The organism is Pseudomonas sp. GM48 (assembly GCF_000282335.1).
Lineage (GTDB): Bacteria > Pseudomonadota > Gammaproteobacteria > Pseudomonadales > Pseudomonadaceae > Aquipseudomonas.
This window is the reverse complement of the sequence record NZ_AKJM01000185.1, coordinates 1-17,054: the sequence shown is the minus strand read 5'-3', so window position 1 is coordinate 17,054 and position 17,054 is coordinate 1. Positions and strand designations below refer to the sequence as shown.

The following is a 17,054-nucleotide window of genomic DNA, read 5'->3' as shown; positions in this document are numbered from 1 at the left end:
CCACACTGAATCGAGTACGCCTGCAATCAGTTGTCGTAACCCAGGTTCGGCGCCAGCCAGCGCTCGGTCACGCTCAGTTCCTGGCCTTTGCGCGAGGTGTAGCTCTGCACCTGGTCCTTGTCGATCTTGCCCACGGCAAAGTATTGCGCCTGCGGGTGAGCGAAGTACCAGCCGCTGACCGCCGCTGCGGGGAACATGGCGTAGTGTTCGGTGAGGAACACGCCGCTGCGGCCTGCGCGCATTTCCTGGGCTTCGGGATCGAGCAGGGCGAACAGCTGGGCTTTCTCGGTGTGATCCGGGCAGGCCGGGTAGCCCGGGGCAGGGCGGATGCCGCTGTATTGCTCTTTGATCAGGGCTTCGTTGTCCAGCACCTCATCCTTGGCATAACCCCAGTACTCTTTACGCACCTGTTGGTGCAGCCACTCGGCGCACGCCTCGGCCAGGCGGTCGGCCAGGGCCTTGACCATGATCGAGTTGTAGTCATCGCCAGCGTCCTGGTAGGCCTTGGCCACTTCTTCGGCGCCGATGCCGGCGGTGGTGATGAAACCACCCACGTAGTCGGTCACTTCACTGTCTTTCGGGGCGACGAAGTCGGCCAGGGAGAAGTTTGGCTTGCCGTCGGTCTTGATGATCTGCTGGCGCAAGTGGTGCAACTTGGCCATTGGCTTGCCGTCATCGCCATAGAGCTCGATATCGTCGTCATGCACCTGGTTGGCCGGCCAGAAACCGAACACCGCGCGGGCGCTGATCAGCTTTTCGTCGATCAGTTTGGTGAGCATTTCCCGGGCATCGTTGTACAGCGAGGTGGCGGCTTCACCGACCACTTCGTCCTGGAGGATGCGCGGGAACTTGCCGGCCAGGTCCCAGGACACAAAGAACGGTGTCCAGTCGATGTATTCGGCCAGAACATTGAGGTCAATGTTGTCCAGCACCCGCGCCCCGGTGAAGGTTGGCTTGACCGGGGTGTAGCTCGCCCAGTCGAATTGCGGCTTCTTGGCAATAGCTGCGCCATAGCTCAAACGTTCGGTGCGGGCGCTGCGGTTGGACGTGCGCTCGCGAACTTCGATGTAGTCCTGGCGGGTTTTTTCGACGAAACCGGCCTTGAGTTCCTTGGACAGCAACTGGGTCGCCACGCCCACGGCGCGGGAAGCATCGGTGACGTAGATCACCGCATCGTTGCTGTACTTCGGCTCGATCTTCACCGCCGTGTGGGCCTTGGAGGTGGTGGCGCCACCGATCATCAACGGCAGGTGGAAGTCCTGGCGCTGCATTTCGCGGGCGACATGGACCATCTCATCCAGCGACGGGGTGATCAGGCCGGACAGGCCGATGATGTCGCACTTCTGCTCCTTGGCCACCTGGAGGATTTTCTCCGCCGGTACCATCACACCGAGGTCGACGATGTCATAGCCGTTGCAACCGAGCACGACGCCAACGATGTTCTTGCCGATGTCGTGCACGTCGCCCTTGACCGTGGCCATCAGGATCTTGCCCTTGGCTTCCGGCTTGTCGCCTTTTTCCAGCTCGATGAACGGGATCAAATGCGCGACCGCCTGCTTCATCACGCGAGCGGATTTCACCACTTGTGGCAGGAACATTTTGCCAGCGCCGAACAGGTCGCCGACGATGTTCATGCCAGCCATCAGCGGGCCTTCGATCACCTCGATCGGGCGGCTGAAGGACTGGCGCGATTCTTCGGTGTCTTCAACGATGTGGGTGGTGATGCCCTTGACCAGCGCATGTTCCAGACGCTTGTTGACGTCCCAGTTGCGCCACTCTTCGGTCTCGGCTTCCTTGACGCTGCCGTCGCCTTTGTACTTGTCGGCGATGGCGAGGAGGGCGTCGGTGCCTTCCGGGGTGCGGTTGAGGATCACGTCTTCCACGGCGTCGCGCAGTTCCACCGGGATCTGGTCGTAAATCTCCAGTTGGCCGGCGTTGACGATACCCATGGTCAGCCCGGAACGGATCGCGTACAGCAGGAACACCGAGTGGATCGCCTCACGCACCGGGTTGTTGCCGCGGAACGAGAACGACACGTTGGACACGCCACCGGAGGTCAGTGCATACGGCAGCTCGTCACGGATGTAGGCACACGCATTGATGAAATCGACGGCGTAGTTGTTGTGCTCTTCGATACCGGTGGCGACGGCGAAGATGTTCGGGTCGAAGATGATGTCTTCCGGCGGGAAGTCCACTTCGTTGACCAGAATGTCGTAAGAGCGTTTGCAGATTTCCTTCTTGCGCGCTTCGGTGTCGGCCTGGCCGGCCTCGTCGAAGGCCATCACCACCACTGCGGCGCCATAGCGCTTGCACAGTTTGGCGTGGTGAATGAACTGCTCGACGCCTTCTTTCATGCTGATCGAGTTGACGATGCCCTTGCCCTGAATGCACTTCAGGCCGGCTTCGATCACTTCCCACTTGGAGGAGTCGATCATGATCGGTACGCGGGAGATGTCCGGTTCGCCGGCAATCAGGTTGAGGAAGGTCACCATGGCCTTCTTCGAATCGAGCATCCCTTCGTCCATGTTGATGTCGATCACCTGGGCACCGGCTTCGACCTGCTGCAGGGCGACTTCCAGGGCTTCGGTGTAGTTGTCTTCGCGAATCAGCCGGGCGAACTTGGCGGAACCGGTAATGTTGGTCCGCTCGCCGACGTTGACGAACAGCGAACTGCGATCGATGGTGAAGGGTTCCAGGCCCGAGAGGCGGCAAGCCTTGGGAATGTCCGGGATTTCCCGCGGCGCATAACCGGCCACGGCCTTGGCGATGGCTTCGATATGACCCGGTGTGGTGCCGCAGCAGCCGCCGACAATGTTGAGGAAGCCGCTTTGGGCGAATTCTTCGATGACCTTGGCCGTTTCCGATGGCAATTCGTCGTACTCGCCGAATTCGTTCGGCAGGCCGGCGTTCGGATGCGCGGAAACGTGGGTGCCTGCCTTGTTCGACAGCTCTTCGAGGTACGGGCGCAATTCGCGGGCGCCGAGGGCGCAGTTCAGGCCAACCGAGATTGGCTTGGCGTGGGCCACGGAGTTCCAGAACGCTTCGGTAGTCTGACCCGACAAGGTGCGACCCGAGGCGTCGGTGATGGTGCCGGAAATCATGATCGGCAGTTCGACGCCCAGTTCCTCGAACACGCCTTGGACAGCGAAGATCGCGGCCTTGGCGTTCAGGGTGTCGAAAATGGTTTCGATCAGGATCAGGTCGGCGCCGCCCTCGATCAGGCCTTTGGTGGATTCGGTGTAGTTCTCCACCAGCTCATCGAAGGTCACGTTGCGGTAGCCGGGGTTGTTCACGTCCGGGGACAACGAGCAGGTGCGACTTGTAGGACCGAGCACGCCGGCAACGAAGCGCGGCTTGTCCGGGGTTTCCAGGGTCTTGGCGTCGGCAACCTTGCGCGCCAGGCGTGCGCCTTCTACGTTTAACTCATACGCCAGGCCTTGCATGCCATAGTCAGCCAGGGAGATCTGGGTGGCATTGAAGGTGTTGGTTTCCAGAATGTCGGCGCCGGCGTCGAGGTAGGCTTTCTCGATGCCACCAATCACGTCCGGGCGAGTCAGTACCAGCAAGTCGTTGTTGCCTTTGACATCGCTCGGCCAGTCAGCGAAGCGTTTGCCACGGTAATCCTGCTCTTCGAGCTTGTAGCTCTGGATCATCGTGCCCATACCGCCATCGAGAATCAGGATGCGCTCTTTGAGGGCGTGCTTGAGAGCTTGAAGGCGAACGCTGCGATCGGACATTTGGACTACTCGGTAAGACCATGACGAAGGGCCGGGATGATAGCAAACCTGTGCGCTTTTAGAGCATGACTCGATTTTGCATGAATATCGTTCATGTTGGTAAAGATGACAGACCGGTAGAATCGCGGCGTTTTTTCAGGATTCAGGACCAGGGACATGTCGTATCGCTTCGTCATCAGCACATTGCTGTTGTTTTTAAGCTGGGGCGCTGTGGCGCAAAGTCCGGCGATTTCCTCTGCCATTTCATACAGCCGCGACATTCAACCGATCTTCACTGAAAAGTGCGTGGCCTGCCACGCCTGCAACGACGCCGCCTGTCAGCTCAATCTGGGCAGCGGCGAGGGCGCGGCGCGTGGCGCCACGAAAGTCCCGGTTTATGACGGTGACCGCACTAAAGCAGTGGCGCCGACACGGCTGTTTTTGGACGCTTCCGGAAAAGCCGCCTGGCAGCAAAAGGGCTTCTATTCGGTGCTCGATGCCCAGGGCAGTCAGGCCGCATTGATGGCGCGGATGTTGGAGCTCGGTCACAAAACCCCGTTGCAGCCTAACGCCAGGCTGCCGGAGGACATCGTCCTGGGCCTGAACCGGGAAAACATGTGCGCCATGCCTGCGGAGTTTGACGGCTATGCCGCGTCGCACCCGAAGGAGGGCATGCCGCTGGCGGTGACCGGCCTGACCGATCAGCAGTACCAGACGCTGCAACGCTGGCTGGCGGCCGGGGCGCCTATCGACCAGCAGGGCCTGGTCCCCAGCGCAAAAGAAGCCCGACAAGTGCTCCAGTGGGAAAACCTGCTCAATGCGCCGGGTGCCCGGGAAAGTCTGGTGGGGCGCTGGTTGTACGAGCACTGGTTCCTCGCCCATCTCTACTTCACGGATGGCGAGCCAGGGCATTTCTTCCAGTGGGTGCGTTCGCGCACGCCAAGCGGCCAGCCGATTGACCTGATCAACACCCGGCGCCCGAACGATGATCCGGGCACGCAGTTTTACTACCGCTTGTGGCCGGTGCAGGGCGTGATCGTGCACAAGACCCATATCACCTATCCGCTGAGTTCGGCGAAGCTGGCGCGGGTCAAGTCACTGTTCTACAGCGGCAACTGGCAGGTCAACGCATTGCCGGGCTATGGGCCGCAAAGCCGGGCCAACCCGTTTGCCACCTTCGAAGCGATTCCGGCCCAGGCGCGCTATCAGTTCATGCTCGATAACGCCGAGTACTTTGTGCGCACGTTTATCCGTGGGCCGGTGTGTCGTGGCCAGATCGCCACGGACGTGATCCGCGATAATTTCTGGGCGCTGTTCCAGGCGCCCGAACACGACCTCTACATCATCGACCCGAACTATCGCGGGCAGGCCACGCCGTTGCTGGCCATGCCGGGGCAGAACGATGATGTCGGCAGCGTCCTCAGCCTGTGGCACGACTACCGCGACAAGCGTAATGAATACGAAGCCTTGCGCCGGGACAGCTATGCCGATCAGCCGGCGCCGAGCTGGTCGACCCTGTGGGCGGGCAATGACAATGCGCTGCTGAGTATCTTCCGCCATTTCGACAGTGCTTCGGTGACCAAAGGCCTGATCGGCGACGTGCCGCAAACGATGTGGCTGTTCGACTATCCGCTGCTGGAGCGCACCTACTATCAACTGGCAGTCAATTTCGATGTGTTCGGCAACGTGTCCCATCAGGCGCAGACACGGCTGTATTTCGACCTGATCCGCAATGGTGCCGAGCAGAACTTCCTGCGCCTGATGCCCGCCGATTCCCGGGATGGCTACCTCGATGATTGGTATCAGAACAGTGGCAAATTCAAGATGTGGCTGGACTACGAGACCATCGATAACGACAAGCCAACGGCACTGAGTCTGAACCCGCAGGATCCCAAACGAGATTTCGCCCGGCAATTGCTCGCCCGCTATGGCGATCTCAATGCCAGGCCAGATCCGATCAACCGCTGCGACGGTGCCTATTGCTCGCGGCCGAACATTGATCCGGACCTGCAACGTGCCGAGCAGGCGCTGAGCCGCCTGACCTCGCGTCCGGCGGCCGGGTTGAAAGTGATTGATCAACTGCCGGAAGCGACCATGCTGCGTATCGAAACCGGCAGCGGCAAGCGTGAGGTCTACAGCCTGCTGCGCAACCGTGCCCACAGCAACGTGGCGTTCCTGCTCGGCGAATCGCTGCGCTATCAGCCGGGGCTCGACACCCTGACGATTTTCCCGGGTGTGCTCAGCAGCTATCCGAACTTCATGTTCAACATTCCGGCCGAGCAAGTGCCGGCGTTTGTGGATGCAATGGAGAACGCCAGGGATACCGACAGCTTCGAGAAAATCGTCGAACGTTGGGGGATACGTCGCAGTCATCCGCAATTCTGGCCGTATTTCCATGACCTGAGCCGCTACATCCAGGAAACCGATCCGGTGGAAGAGGGCGTGCTGGACATGAATCGCTACGAGAACCTCTGAACCACCGCAGATCCCCTGTGGGAGCGGGCTTGCTCGCGAAAGCGGAGTGTCAGTCGCAATTGATTCGCCTGACACTCCGCTTTCGCGAGCAAGCCCACTCCCACAATTCTTTCCCGACAAAAATACTAGGACTTTGTCCGGCGCGTTGATTGGCGTAAACTGCGCCCAAGCCTGCGAGGAGTTTCCATGACCGCTATTACCATTACTGACGCCGCCCACGATTATCTGGCTGATCTGCTCTCCAAGCAGAACAGCCCGGGCATCGGCATCCGCGTCTTCATCACCCAGCCTGGCACCCAGTACGCCGAAACCTGCATTGCCTACTGCAAGCCGGGCGAAGAAAAACCCGAAGACACCGCGCTGGGGCTGAAAAGCTTCACTGCGTACATCGACCACTTCAGCGAAGCCTTCCTGGACGATGCCGTTGTCGACTACGCCACCGACCGCATGGGTGGCCAGCTGACCATCAAGGCGCCAAACGCCAAAGTACCGATGGTCAACGCCGACAGCCCGGTCAACGAGCGCATCAACTATTACCTGCAAACCGAGATCAACCCGGGGCTGGCCAGCCACGGCGGCCAGGTCAGCCTGATCGATGTGGTTGAAGACGGCATCGCTGTCCTGCAGTTCGGCGGTGGTTGCCAGGGCTGCGGCCAGGCCGACGTGACGCTGAAGGAAGGCATCGAGCGCACCTTGCTCGAACGTATTCCCGAGCTCAAGGGCGTTCGCGACGTGACCGACCACACGCAGAAAGAAAACGCCTACTACTAAGGTGTTCGCTGCGAAATGAAAAAACGGCGCTGTGGCGAGGGAGCTTGCTCCCGCTTGATGGCATAGCCATCACAAAATCAGTCGATGCATTTTCCCGTGATGGATGCGTTGGCTGATGTTGGGACCGCTTCGCGGTCCAGCGGGAGCAAGCTCCCTCGCCACAAGTGCTTCAGGGTCTGTAAAGATGCGCATGCCCCGCGCGATACAGCGATGACTCGCTGAAGTGGTCACTGCCCAGAACCCGACCCACCAGAATCAACGCCGTACGGCGAAAGCCTTTCGCCTCAACCTTCCCGGCAATATCCTCAAGCGTTCCCACCACCCAATCCTGATCTGGCCAGCTCGCGCGATGCACCACCGCAATCGGGCAATCGGCACCGTAATGCGGCACGAGCTCTTCTACGATCTTCGACAGGTGATTAACCCCCAAATGAATCGCCATGGTCGCACCGTGCTGCGCCAGGCTGGAGAACTCCTCTCCGGGTGGCATGGCGGTTTTGTCGGCGTAGCGAGTCAGGATCACGCTCTGTGAAACGTCCGGCAGCGTCAGTTCGGCGCCCAAAAGGGCCGCGCAAGCTGCCGTTGCGGTGACACCGGGCACGATCTCGAACGCAATGCCCAGCTCACGCAGATAGCGAATCTGCTCGCCAATGGCGCCGTACAGGCTCGGATCGCCGGAGTGCACTCGGGCCACATCCTGGCCTTTGGCGTGGGCGCTCTTGATCAGGTCGATGATCTGTTCCAGGTGCAGTTCGGCGCTGTTGACCACCTGTTCGGCACAATGACCTTCCAGTACGGCGGCTGGCACCAGAGAGCCGGCATAAATGATCACCGGGCAGCTACGAATCAGTCGCTGGCCCTTGACGGTAATCAGTTCGGGGTCGCCGGGACCTGCGCCAATGAAGTAGACGGTCATCGTCGGTTCCTGTGGGAAAAAGGGGGGTGAACAGGGCTTCAGATGAAGATTGTTCATGATCAATGGCGGGGATTATCGGGGTTTTTATGCCGCGCCGGCCAATGCCAGGGTCGCCTGGGCATATTTTTGTCGTGGGATCAGCAGTTTTGCCGGGGCCTTGGCCAGTTGTTCGGCCAGGGCCAGCGCGGCGCTTTCCGCCACGCCGTAGCAACCGGTGCGCTCAAACGCTATCTGCGATTGATGACTGAGTTGCTGCTCATAAGCGGCAAGTTGCTGGCTGCTGAAATACATCAATTCCAGGCCAATTTGCTTCGCCAGTTCGATCAGTGCAGGTTCGTTGCGCTTCAAATCGATGCTGGCCAGGGCCTTGATCTCATGAAGCGGGATCTGATGCGCTTCCAGCGCCTGGTCGAGCAGCGCCCGCAGCGTGCTGACGGGGCAGCCCCGCTGGCAGCCCAGGCCGACCACCAGGGTCGGCGCTGTGCTGGCAGCAGTCATGCGTGGTATTGACCATCGCTTTTGCGGCGGAACAACCAGGCGCTGATCAGGCCCAGGGCCAGCCAGAATGCCACGTTGGTCAGCTGCGAAGCGATTTTGAACTGGGCTTCCAGTGCTTGCGGAGCGAGCATCGAATGCACCTCCGGTTGCGGCGCGCCAATCACATGGGGAACGGCGAGGATCGCCACACCGAGGACTTTCATCAGCCAGTGGCGGCTGAACACAACCAGGGCGATACCGACGGCGGTGGAGGCGGCGGTGCCGATCCACCACAGTTGCCGTTGTGCCAGATCGGCTGCGGCAGTGCCGGGCAATTCAGGTGGCAGGCCGAGCGTCGGTGCGAGCACGAAGGTCGCATAACCGGCCAGGCCCCAGAGCAGGCCTTGAGAGGTTTTGGTCGGTGCACGCAAGGTGTATAGGCCGGCCAGCATCAGGGCGAAACCGACGGCCACCACCAGGTTGCCGCCAGTGGTCGACAGCACGCGCTGCCAGCCGTCTTCCGGCTCCCAGGCTTCGGCGTCGTGGGTGTGGGCAGCCATGGCGCCATCGGCGTGCTGGTGAACTTCAACAGCGGCCGGTTCGGCTTTTTCGTAGGTCTCGGCCTGCAAAATCAGCGGAGCGACCCAGAAGCTTTGCAGCAAGGTCAGCAACAGGGCGGCCAGCAGCCCGGTGAAACCTGCGGTTTGCGCAATACGCTTGATCATGTCGACAGCTCTCAATGGCACGGGAACGCGGAGCTGTGACGGGTATCGTGGGCGGCATTGTGCACCGCTTCGATGTGCGAGAAACCGGCGAAATAGACAAGGCAGGCGCCCAGGATCGACGCGCAGACGGCGGCGGTCAGACGTTGGGCCAGGGTAGAAGTGGTGCTGGTGGTGATGTGGCCGGTGCTGCTGATGATCGACATGGCGTATCCCTCTGGTCTGTCAGCGGGGAATAAGAGCGCATGCAAAACCTGCACGACCAGGCGCACAGCGTTTCAAACAGCGCCCGCCCACCGCGGGTTTGTTGGTTCAGTGATCGTACTGGTCACTTTGTGTTGCGGGCCGGTCTCCGGGCTCACGAGGGGCAAAGGCTTGGGCCTGTTCCTGCAAGCATCACCTTCCCATGCCGTAGTGGCACAGTGGATCTGATGCTTCGCTCGCTTACCGTTGCGGGGGCAGCACCGGACTGACATGGCTTAAGAGTAAAGCACATGATTCACCGGTTTCCCGTTTCACCCTGTGAAGGGCACCCGTAACAAGGCGTGTAGGAGAGCATGGGAGGGGGTTGGGCGTCAATTGGCAAGGGTTCTCACTTGAAGTCGACACCCCCCTGTGGCGAGGGAGCTTGCTCCCGCTGGGTTGCGAAGCGACCCCCGACATTCCTCCTGACATACCTTGCAAGCAGGTATTGCGACGGCTTCGCCATCGAGCGGGAGCAAGCTCCCTCGCCACAGGGGATCGTGAGAGCTTCATGAACATTGACCCGCCCCAAGACCATGCGTAGCCTTGCGCTTTCGAGGTTCTTCGGCGTTTGCCGAAGCTAAGAAGGGAACGCGGTCAATGCCGCGGCTGCCCCCGCAACTGTGAACGGTGATGTTCGCTGCCACGCCACTGCAGGCTCAATCCATGAGTCCGGCGGGAAGGCGCAGCGAATGCCAGGCTCAAGGCCGGCACACCGTCAGCCAGGAGACCTGCCTCGACACAGATTCTCACTTTCAACCGGGCGGGGTGATCCGGTGGCGAACTCTTCAGGCACTCGCGCCCGCGTTGCCGGTTGTCGTCCCGTATGCCCGCCAGCTTAGCCAAAGGGCATCCGATGAAAACACTGGCCAAACTCCCCGTCACCATCGTCACAGGCTTTCTCGGCTCGGGTAAAACCACGCTGCTGCGGCACATGCTCGACAACGCCCAGGGTCGCCGCATCGCGGTGATCGTCAATGAATTCGGCGAGTTGGGCATCGACGGCGAAATCCTCAAGCAATGTTCCATCGGCTGCACCGAGGAAGAGGCCAACGGTCGAGTCTATGAACTGGCCAACGGCTGCCTGTGCTGCACCGTCCAGGAGGAGTTCTTCCCGGTGATGCGCGAACTGGTAGCCCGTCGCGGCGATCTCGATCACATCCTGATCGAAACCTCGGGCCTGGCACTGCCAAAGCCGCTGGTGCAAGCCTTCCAGTGGCCGGAAATCCGTAGCGCCTGCACGGTTGACGCAGTGATCACCGTGGTCGACAGCCCGGCTGTCGCCGCCGGCACGTTCGCCGCATTCCCCGATCAGGTCGACGCCCAGCGTAAACTCGACCCGAACCTGGACCACGAATCGCCGCTGCACGAGCTGTTTGCCGACCAATTGGCCAGCGCCGACCTGGCCATCCTCAACAAAACCGACCTGATCAACCCAGCAGACCTGGCCCGCGTGCGCCTGGAAGTCGCCGAAGAATTGCCGCCCGCGGTGAAAATCGTCGAAGCCAGCAGCGGTCGCCTGCCGCTGGACGTGCTGATCGGCCTGGGTGCCGGCTCCGAAGAACACATCGACAGCCGTCACAGCCACCACGACCATCATCACGATGGCGACGACGATCATGACGACCACGATCACGACGCCTTCGATTCGATCTCCATCGAACTGCCCCAGGCCGACGAAAGCCTGCTGATGGACGCGCTGACCCAACTGGTGGTCCAGCACGGCATCTTGCGGGTCAAGGGTTTTGCGGCGATCCCGAACAAACCGATGCGCCTGCTGATTCAGGGCGTGGGCACGCGTTTCGACAAGCATTTCGACCGCCAGTGGGGCGCCGAAGAAGCGCGCATCACCCGCCTGGTGTTGATTGGCCAGGAACTGGACGCCACTGTTCTCGAAGCGCAATTACGCGCCGCGCTCAGCGTGTAAGCCATGCACCTGCTCAGGACCCAGCCCGGCGGTTTCGTGTCGGATGACAACATCGCCGACCTTGGACAAACCCCCGCCGAACTGGTGGTCCTGTGCAGCGGCGATTCCAGCCTGGCGTTGCTCGCTGAAGCGGCGCAGCAGTTGCCCGACGATTACCCGAGCGTGCGCCTGGCCAACCCGATGCAGGTGCAGAACCATGCCTCGGTCGACTTGTACGTCGATGAGGTTCTGCGTCACGCCAAGGTAATCCTGATTTCGCTGCACGGCGGCATCGCCTATTGGCGTTACGGTATCGAGCGTCTGGTCGAACTGTCGCAGCGCGGCGTGCAGGTGATTCTGGTGCCGGGCGATGATCGCCCGGACCCGGAGCTCAGCGACCTGAGCACGGTCGGCGCCGAGGATCGCGATCGGCTCTGGCAGTTTCTGCGCCAGGGCGGCATGGGTAATGCGCTGAATTTTTTCCGCTGCCTGGCGAACCGCTGGCTGGCGCGTGATTACACCTGGGGCGAGCCGCAAACCCTGCCACGCACGGCGATTTACCATCCGCACAAACACTCTGCCGCGCTGAGCGACTGGCAGGCCGACTGGCACGCCGATCAATCCGTGGCGGCGGTGTTGTTTTACCGCTCGCATTTGCAGGCGGCGAACACCGCTTTCATTGATGTTTTTTGCCAGCGATTGCAGGCGGCGGGGTTGAATCCGTTGCCGATTGCGCTGGCCAGCCTGAAAGAACCCGGCTGCCTTGGCGTGGTCGAGGACTGGCTGGATGAGGCCAGCGTCTCGGTGATCCTGAACACCACGGGGTTCGCCCAGTCGAGCCCCGAAGCCCCGCATCTGCGCCCGTTTCGCCGCAATATTCCGGTGATTCAGGCCATTTGCGCGCAGGACAATGAGCCGGGTTGGCGCGCCAGCGAACAGGGCCTCGGCCCCCGTGACCTGGCGATGCACATTGCCTTGCCGGAACTGGACGGCCGCATCATCAGTCGCCCGATCAGTTTCAAGGATCTGGCGTGGCGCAGTGAGCGCAGTCAGTCGGATGTGGTCTGCTACCGGCCGCAACCGGAGCGCATGGATTTCGTGGCCGAACTGGCGCGGCGTTGGGTCGATCTGGCGCGGGTGCCGAATGCGCAGAAGCGCATTGCGTTGATTCTCGCCAACTACCCGACCCGCGACGGTCGCATCGGTAATGGCGTCGGGCTCGACACCCCGGCCGCCGCACTGAATATCCTGCGGGCGCTGCATGCCGAAGGTTATCCGTTGCCGGCCGAATTGCCGGACAGCGGCACCGCGCTGATCCAGCAGTTGCTGGGTGGCGTCAGCAACGATCTGGATACCCTCGACCTGCGTCCGTGTCAGCAAAGTCTGGCGCTGGACGAATATCTGGCGATGTTCCGCGCATTGCCCGAAGCCAACCGCGCGGCTGTGCTCGAGCGTTGGGGCGCGCCGGAAAACGACCCGATGTGTCGCAGCGGACGGATGATGATCGCCGGCCTGCGCTTTGGCCTGACTTTCGTCGGCATTCAACCGGCGCGGGGTTATCAGGTCGACCCGAGCGCGGTGTATCACGACCCGGACCTGGTTCCGCCCCACGGTTACCTGGCGTTTTACTTCTGGCTGCGCAACACCTACGGCGCGCATGGCGTGATCCACGTCGGCAAGCACGGCAACCTCGAATGGTTGCCGGGCAAAGGCGTGGGGTTGTCGGAACATTGCTGGCCGGACGCGTTGCTCGGGCCACTGCCGAACATCTATCCGTTCATCGTCAACGACCCGGGCGAGGGCGCCCAGGCCAAGCGGCGGACCCAGGCAGTGATCATCGATCACCTGATGCCACCGCTGACCCGCGCCGAAACCTACGGCCCGTTGCGCGACCTCGAACTGTTGGCTGACGAATATTACGAAGCGCAGTTGCTCGATCCGCGCCGCGCCCGAGAGTTGCAGCGCGACATCCTGCAACTGGTGCGCGACACGCACATTGACCGTGAACTGCAACTGGACGAACAGCTCGACAGCGATGCCGACGCGTCGGTCTGGTTGCCGCGACTCGACACCTACCTGTGCGACTTGAAAGAGTCGCAGATCCGCGATGGCCTGCACGTGTTCGGCGAATCGCCCATCGGTCGTTTGCGCATCGACACCTTGCTGGCGTTGTTGCGCATTCCAAGGGGCGATGGCCGAGGTGCGCAATCGAGTCTGCTGCGGGCGCTGGCCAAGGCCTTCGGATTGGGTTTCGATCCGCTTGATTGTGTACTGGCCGAGTCCTGGGCGGGGCCGCGTCCCGAGCCTCTTTTGCTTATCAGCGACGACACTTGGCGTACGGCGGGCGATACCCGCGAGCGCCTGGAACTGTTTGCCGCGCAGTTGATTTCGGATGCGTTGAATAACCCCTGTGGGAGCGGGCTTGCTCGCGAAAGCGGTGGGTCAATCAACATCAATGTTGAATGCTCAACCGATTCGCGAGCACGCCCGCTCCCACAAGGGGCAAGCTGGATTGAGGTGCAAGCCATCCTCGACAGCCTGCGCGAAGTGGTCGCGCCAAGGCTGGACGCCTGCGGTCCCGCGGAAATGCGCGGTCTGCTCGACGCCCTCAGCGGGCGCTTCGTCCCGGCCGGCCCCAGCGGTGCGCCGAGTCGTGGGCGCCTGGACGTGCTGCCCACCGGGCGCAACTTTTACTCGGTGGACGTGCGCAACCTGCCGACCACCACGGCGTGGCGCATCGGTTTCCAGTCGGCCAACCTGATTCTGGAGCGGCATCTGCAGGATCACGGTGATCATTTGCGCCAGCTCGGTCTGTCGGTGTGGGGTACCGCGACCATGCGCACCGGCGGCGATGACATCGCCCAGGCCATGGCGTTGATGGGTGTGCGTCCGGTCTGGGCGACCGGCAGTCAGCGGGTCGATGATTTCGAGATTCTGCCGTTGAGTTTGCTCGACCGCCCGCGAGTCGACGTGACTTTGCGTGTTTCCGGTTTCTTCCGTGATGCCTTTGCCAATTTGATCCGCTTGTTTGACGCGGCGGTGCAAGCGGTCGCCGACCTCGATGAGCCGGACGACCTCAACCCGCTGGCGGCCAAGGTGCGCGACGAACGTGCAGCCTTGCGGCAGGCGGGGCTCGATGAAGACACGGCGCGACGTCAGGCCGGCTGGCGGATTTTCGGGGCCAAGCCCGGCGCCTACGGTGCGGGTGTGCAGGGCGCCATCGACGGTCGTCTATGGCAGACCCGTGAGGATCTGGCCGCCGTTTATTTGAACTGGGGCGGCTACGCTTACGGCGGCTCTGACGAAGGTACCGCGGCTCGTGAGCAGTTCACCCGGCGTCTGGGCCAGGTGCAAGCGGTGCTGCAAAACCAGGATAACCGCGAGCACGATTTGCTCGACTCCAACGATTACTACCAGTTCCAGGGTGGCATGCTCGCGGCGGTGGAAAGCCTGAAAGGTGAGGCGGCAGCCAGTTATCATGGCGACCACAGCCAGCCGGACTTGCCGAAAATCCGTACCTTGAAGGAAGAACTGAACCGGGTGATCCGCTCCCGGGCGGCCAATCCGAAGTGGCTCGAGGGCGTTAAACGTCACGGCTACAAAGGCGCGTTTGAAATGGCCGCGACGGTCGATAACCTGTTCGCCTTCGACGCCACCACGCAGTTGATCGACGATCACCAGTACGCGTTGTTGGCTGACGCCTATTTGCTTGACCCTGACACCCGGGACTTTGTCCGTGAACACAATCCCCATGCCTTGCGCGACATGACTGAACGTATGCTCGAGGCGCAACAACGCGGGATGTGGAAGGACCCCGGCGCCTACCGCGAGGCACTGGAGAACTTGTTGCTGGATATAGAAGAAGACAGCTAATCACCGCAAACCCTGTGGGAGCGGGCTTGCCCGCGAAGGCAATTTGTCAGCCAACGATGATGTTGGATGTGATGGCCTCTTCGCGAGCAAGCCCGCTCCCACAGGGATATTGGTGCCTGTGACATCACCGACCATGACCGAGATAGAACTATGACCGACACCCCGCATTTCCCGCTCTCCGCCGTGGTCGGCGCCGACGATTTGAAGCTGGCCCTGTACCTGACTGCCATCGACCCGAAAATCGGCGGTGTGCTGATCGAAGGCCCGCGAGGCATGGCCAAGTCGACCCTGGCCCGCGGTCTGGCGGACCTGCTGGCCAGCGGGCAGTTCGTCACATTGCCGCTGGGCGCCACCGAAGAGCGGCTGGTTGGCACTCTCGATCTCGACGCGGCGCTGGGCGAAGGTCGCGCACAGTTTTCCCCCGGCGTACTGGCCAAGGCTGACGGTGGAGTGCTTTACGTCGACGAGGTCAATCTGTTGCCCGATCACCTCGTTGACCTGCTGCTCGATGTGGCCGCCAGTGGTACCAATCTGGTCGAGCGCGACGGTATTTCCCATCGGCACTCGGCGAAGTTCGTGCTGATTGGCACCATGAACCCGGAAGAGGGTGAGCTGCGTCCGCAATTGCTCGACCGTTTCGGCTTGAATGTCGCCCTCGGTGGCCATACCGCGCCTGCCGAACGAGGCCAGATTATCCGCCGTCGCCTGGATTTCGACAGCGACCCGCAAGGTTTCTGCGCCGAATGGGAATCCGCGCAGGCGTCCCTGCGTGAACGTTGCCAGAACGCACGTAATGCACTGGCAAACATTCCCCTCGACGACCAGGCACTGGCACACATTACCGAGCGTTGCTTTGCCGCTGGCGTCGATGGTTTGCGTGCCGATCTGGTCTGGCTCCGTGCCGCCCGGGCTCACTCCGCCTGGCGCGGGGCGAACGCCATCGCCGAGGCCGATATCGACGCAGTCGCCGAGTTCGCCTTGCGCCATCGTCGTCGCGAGCATTCGCCGCCGGCACCTGCGCAATCCCAAACTGCGCAACAAACCGCGCCGCAGAACGACAATCCGGGTGAAGGGCAGGGCCAGTGGGGCGAACTGCCTGCCCAGGCGCTGGCGGTCGGTGCACGACGTGAAGTGCCGAGCTGGCCAAAAAAGCCCTAGGCATTCGCCCTCGCTGCGACGCGGGGGCGAATGCCAGACCCCGAGCCGGGTGGCTGGACCACGGCAAGCAGGGCAAGCGTCACGCCGCACGCAATGGCTCGGTCAACTGGCCCGGTACATTGCTCAATGGCCGGCCGCGTCAGCGCGACGATCTGTTGTTTCACCTGCGCACTCGTTCGCCCCATGAACTGTGGCTGGTGATCGTTGACGCCTCCGCTTCGACCCGCCGTCATCAGGCGTTGAGTGATGCCAAGGGCTTGCTGGCGCAGTTGTTCGACGATGCCTATCGCCAGCGTGCGCGACTGGCCCTGCTCACGGCCAGCGGCTCTGCCCCCAAGTGGCAGGTGCAGGGATTGAAGGCTTCGACGGGGTTGCGCCATTGGCTCGATGGCCTTGGCGCCGGTGGCGGTACGCCGTTGCTGGCGGCCTTGAGCGAAGCGGGACAATGGCTTGCGGCACGGCAAAAGCGTTTTCCGGCAGAGCAGCAGCGCTTGTTGCTGGTGACTGATGGCCGGCTGAAGGACTGGCCGCTGCTGCCGACGCTGGAGTGTCCGGGGTTGTTGATCGACATCGAGCGCGGGCCGATTCGACTCGGGCGTAGCAAGGTGCTGGCGTCGCAGTTGCAGGCGGAATATCGACACATCGACGAGCTGCTTCCTGGCTGAATTCTCCTTCGCCCGGGCCGGCCTCTTCGTGAGCAAGCCCGCTCCCACAGGGGGGAACGCATTCCAAATGTGGGAGCGGGCTTGCTCGCGAAGGCGGCGGGTCAGTCAACATCAATTCTGCATTACTTACCC

11 protein-coding genes and 2 riboswitches are annotated in these 17,054 nt (G+C 61.8%); of the genes, 6 read left to right on the top strand and 5 right to left on the bottom strand.

Annotated features, from left to right (window positions below; translation table 11 throughout):
- Nucleotides 1–26: 26 nt before the first annotated feature.
- A complete protein-coding gene (gene metH / locus PMI28_RS00915; protein ID WP_007992709.1) occupies nucleotides 27–3,737 on the bottom strand; it encodes a methionine synthase in 3,711 nt (1,236 codons plus the stop codon).
- 156 nt (nucleotides 3,738–3,893) lie between these two features.
- On the opposite strand from metH, the gene PMI28_RS00920 reads away from it, so the two are divergent.
- Both PMI28_RS00920 and nfuA read left to right on the top strand, forming a co-directional pair.
- Nucleotides 3,894–6,191, top strand: a complete 2,298-nt coding sequence (locus PMI28_RS00920; RefSeq protein ID WP_007992708.1) for a fatty acid cis/trans isomerase — start codon at nucleotides 3,894–3,896, stop codon at nucleotides 6,189–6,191.
- 186 nt (nucleotides 6,192–6,377) lie between these two features.
- Nucleotides 6,378–6,962: a Fe-S biogenesis protein NfuA gene (gene nfuA / locus PMI28_RS00925; RefSeq protein WP_007992707.1), complete on the top strand. Its 585-nt coding sequence runs from the start codon at nucleotides 6,378–6,380 to the stop codon at nucleotides 6,960–6,962.
- A 169-nt stretch (nucleotides 6,963–7,131) separates the two neighbouring features.
- On the opposite strand, the gene cobM is transcribed toward nfuA, so the two are convergent.
- The 4 genes from cobM to PMI28_RS00945 form a co-directional block, all read right to left on the bottom strand.
- A complete protein-coding gene (gene cobM / locus PMI28_RS00930) occupies nucleotides 7,132–7,878 on the bottom strand; it encodes a precorrin-4 C(11)-methyltransferase (protein ID WP_007992705.1) in 747 nt (248 codons plus the stop codon).
- A gap of 84 nt (nucleotides 7,879–7,962) precedes the next feature.
- The gene (locus PMI28_RS00935) at nucleotides 7,963–8,376 is read right to left on the bottom strand and encodes a cobalamin biosynthesis protein (RefSeq protein WP_007992703.1); all 414 of its coding nucleotides are present in this window, start codon (nucleotides 8,374–8,376) and stop codon (nucleotides 7,963–7,965) included.
- The gene (locus PMI28_RS00940) at nucleotides 8,373–9,080 is read right to left on the bottom strand and encodes a CbtA family protein (protein WP_007992702.1); all 708 of its coding nucleotides are present in this window, start codon (nucleotides 9,078–9,080) and stop codon (nucleotides 8,373–8,375) included. The genes PMI28_RS00935 and PMI28_RS00940 overlap by 4 nt, the downstream gene beginning before the upstream one ends.
- An 11-nt stretch (nucleotides 9,081–9,091) precedes the next feature.
- Nucleotides 9,092–9,283, bottom strand: a complete 192-nt coding sequence (locus tag PMI28_RS00945) for a CbtB domain-containing protein (protein WP_007992699.1) — start codon at nucleotides 9,281–9,283, stop codon at nucleotides 9,092–9,094.
- 120 nt (nucleotides 9,284–9,403) lie between these two features.
- Nucleotides 9,404–9,629, bottom strand: a riboswitch (cobalamin riboswitch).
- Nucleotides 9,630–9,860: 231 nt separating this feature from the next.
- Nucleotides 9,861–10,073: riboswitch (cobalamin riboswitch) on the top strand.
- A gap of 103 nt (nucleotides 10,074–10,176) precedes the next feature.
- Between PMI28_RS00945 and cobW the strand changes: the two genes are divergently transcribed.
- The 4 genes from cobW (at nucleotide 10,177) to PMI28_RS00965 (ending at nucleotide 16,922) form a co-directional block, all read left to right on the top strand.
- Nucleotides 10,177–11,247 (top strand): cobalamin biosynthesis protein CobW, encoded by a 1,071-nt coding sequence (cobW, locus tag PMI28_RS00950; protein WP_007992697.1) that lies wholly within the window; start codon nucleotides 10,177–10,179, stop codon nucleotides 11,245–11,247.
- A 3-nt stretch (nucleotides 11,248–11,250) separates the two neighbouring features.
- The gene (gene cobN / locus PMI28_RS00955) at nucleotides 11,251–15,099 is read left to right on the top strand and encodes a cobaltochelatase subunit CobN (RefSeq protein WP_007992696.1); all 3,849 of its coding nucleotides are present in this window, start codon (nucleotides 11,251–11,253) and stop codon (nucleotides 15,097–15,099) included.
- Nucleotides 15,100–15,249: 150 nt separating this feature from the next.
- Nucleotides 15,250–16,257, top strand: coding sequence for an ATP-binding protein (locus PMI28_RS00960; RefSeq protein ID WP_007992694.1), 1,008 nt, complete (start codon nucleotides 15,250–15,252; stop codon nucleotides 16,255–16,257).
- Nucleotides 16,258–16,376: 119 nt separating this feature from the next.
- On the top strand, nucleotides 16,377–16,922 hold the full coding sequence (locus tag PMI28_RS00965) for a vWA domain-containing protein (protein WP_007992691.1): 546 nt from the start codon (nucleotides 16,377–16,379) through the stop codon (nucleotides 16,920–16,922).
- Nucleotides 16,923–17,054: the final 132 nt, after the last annotated feature.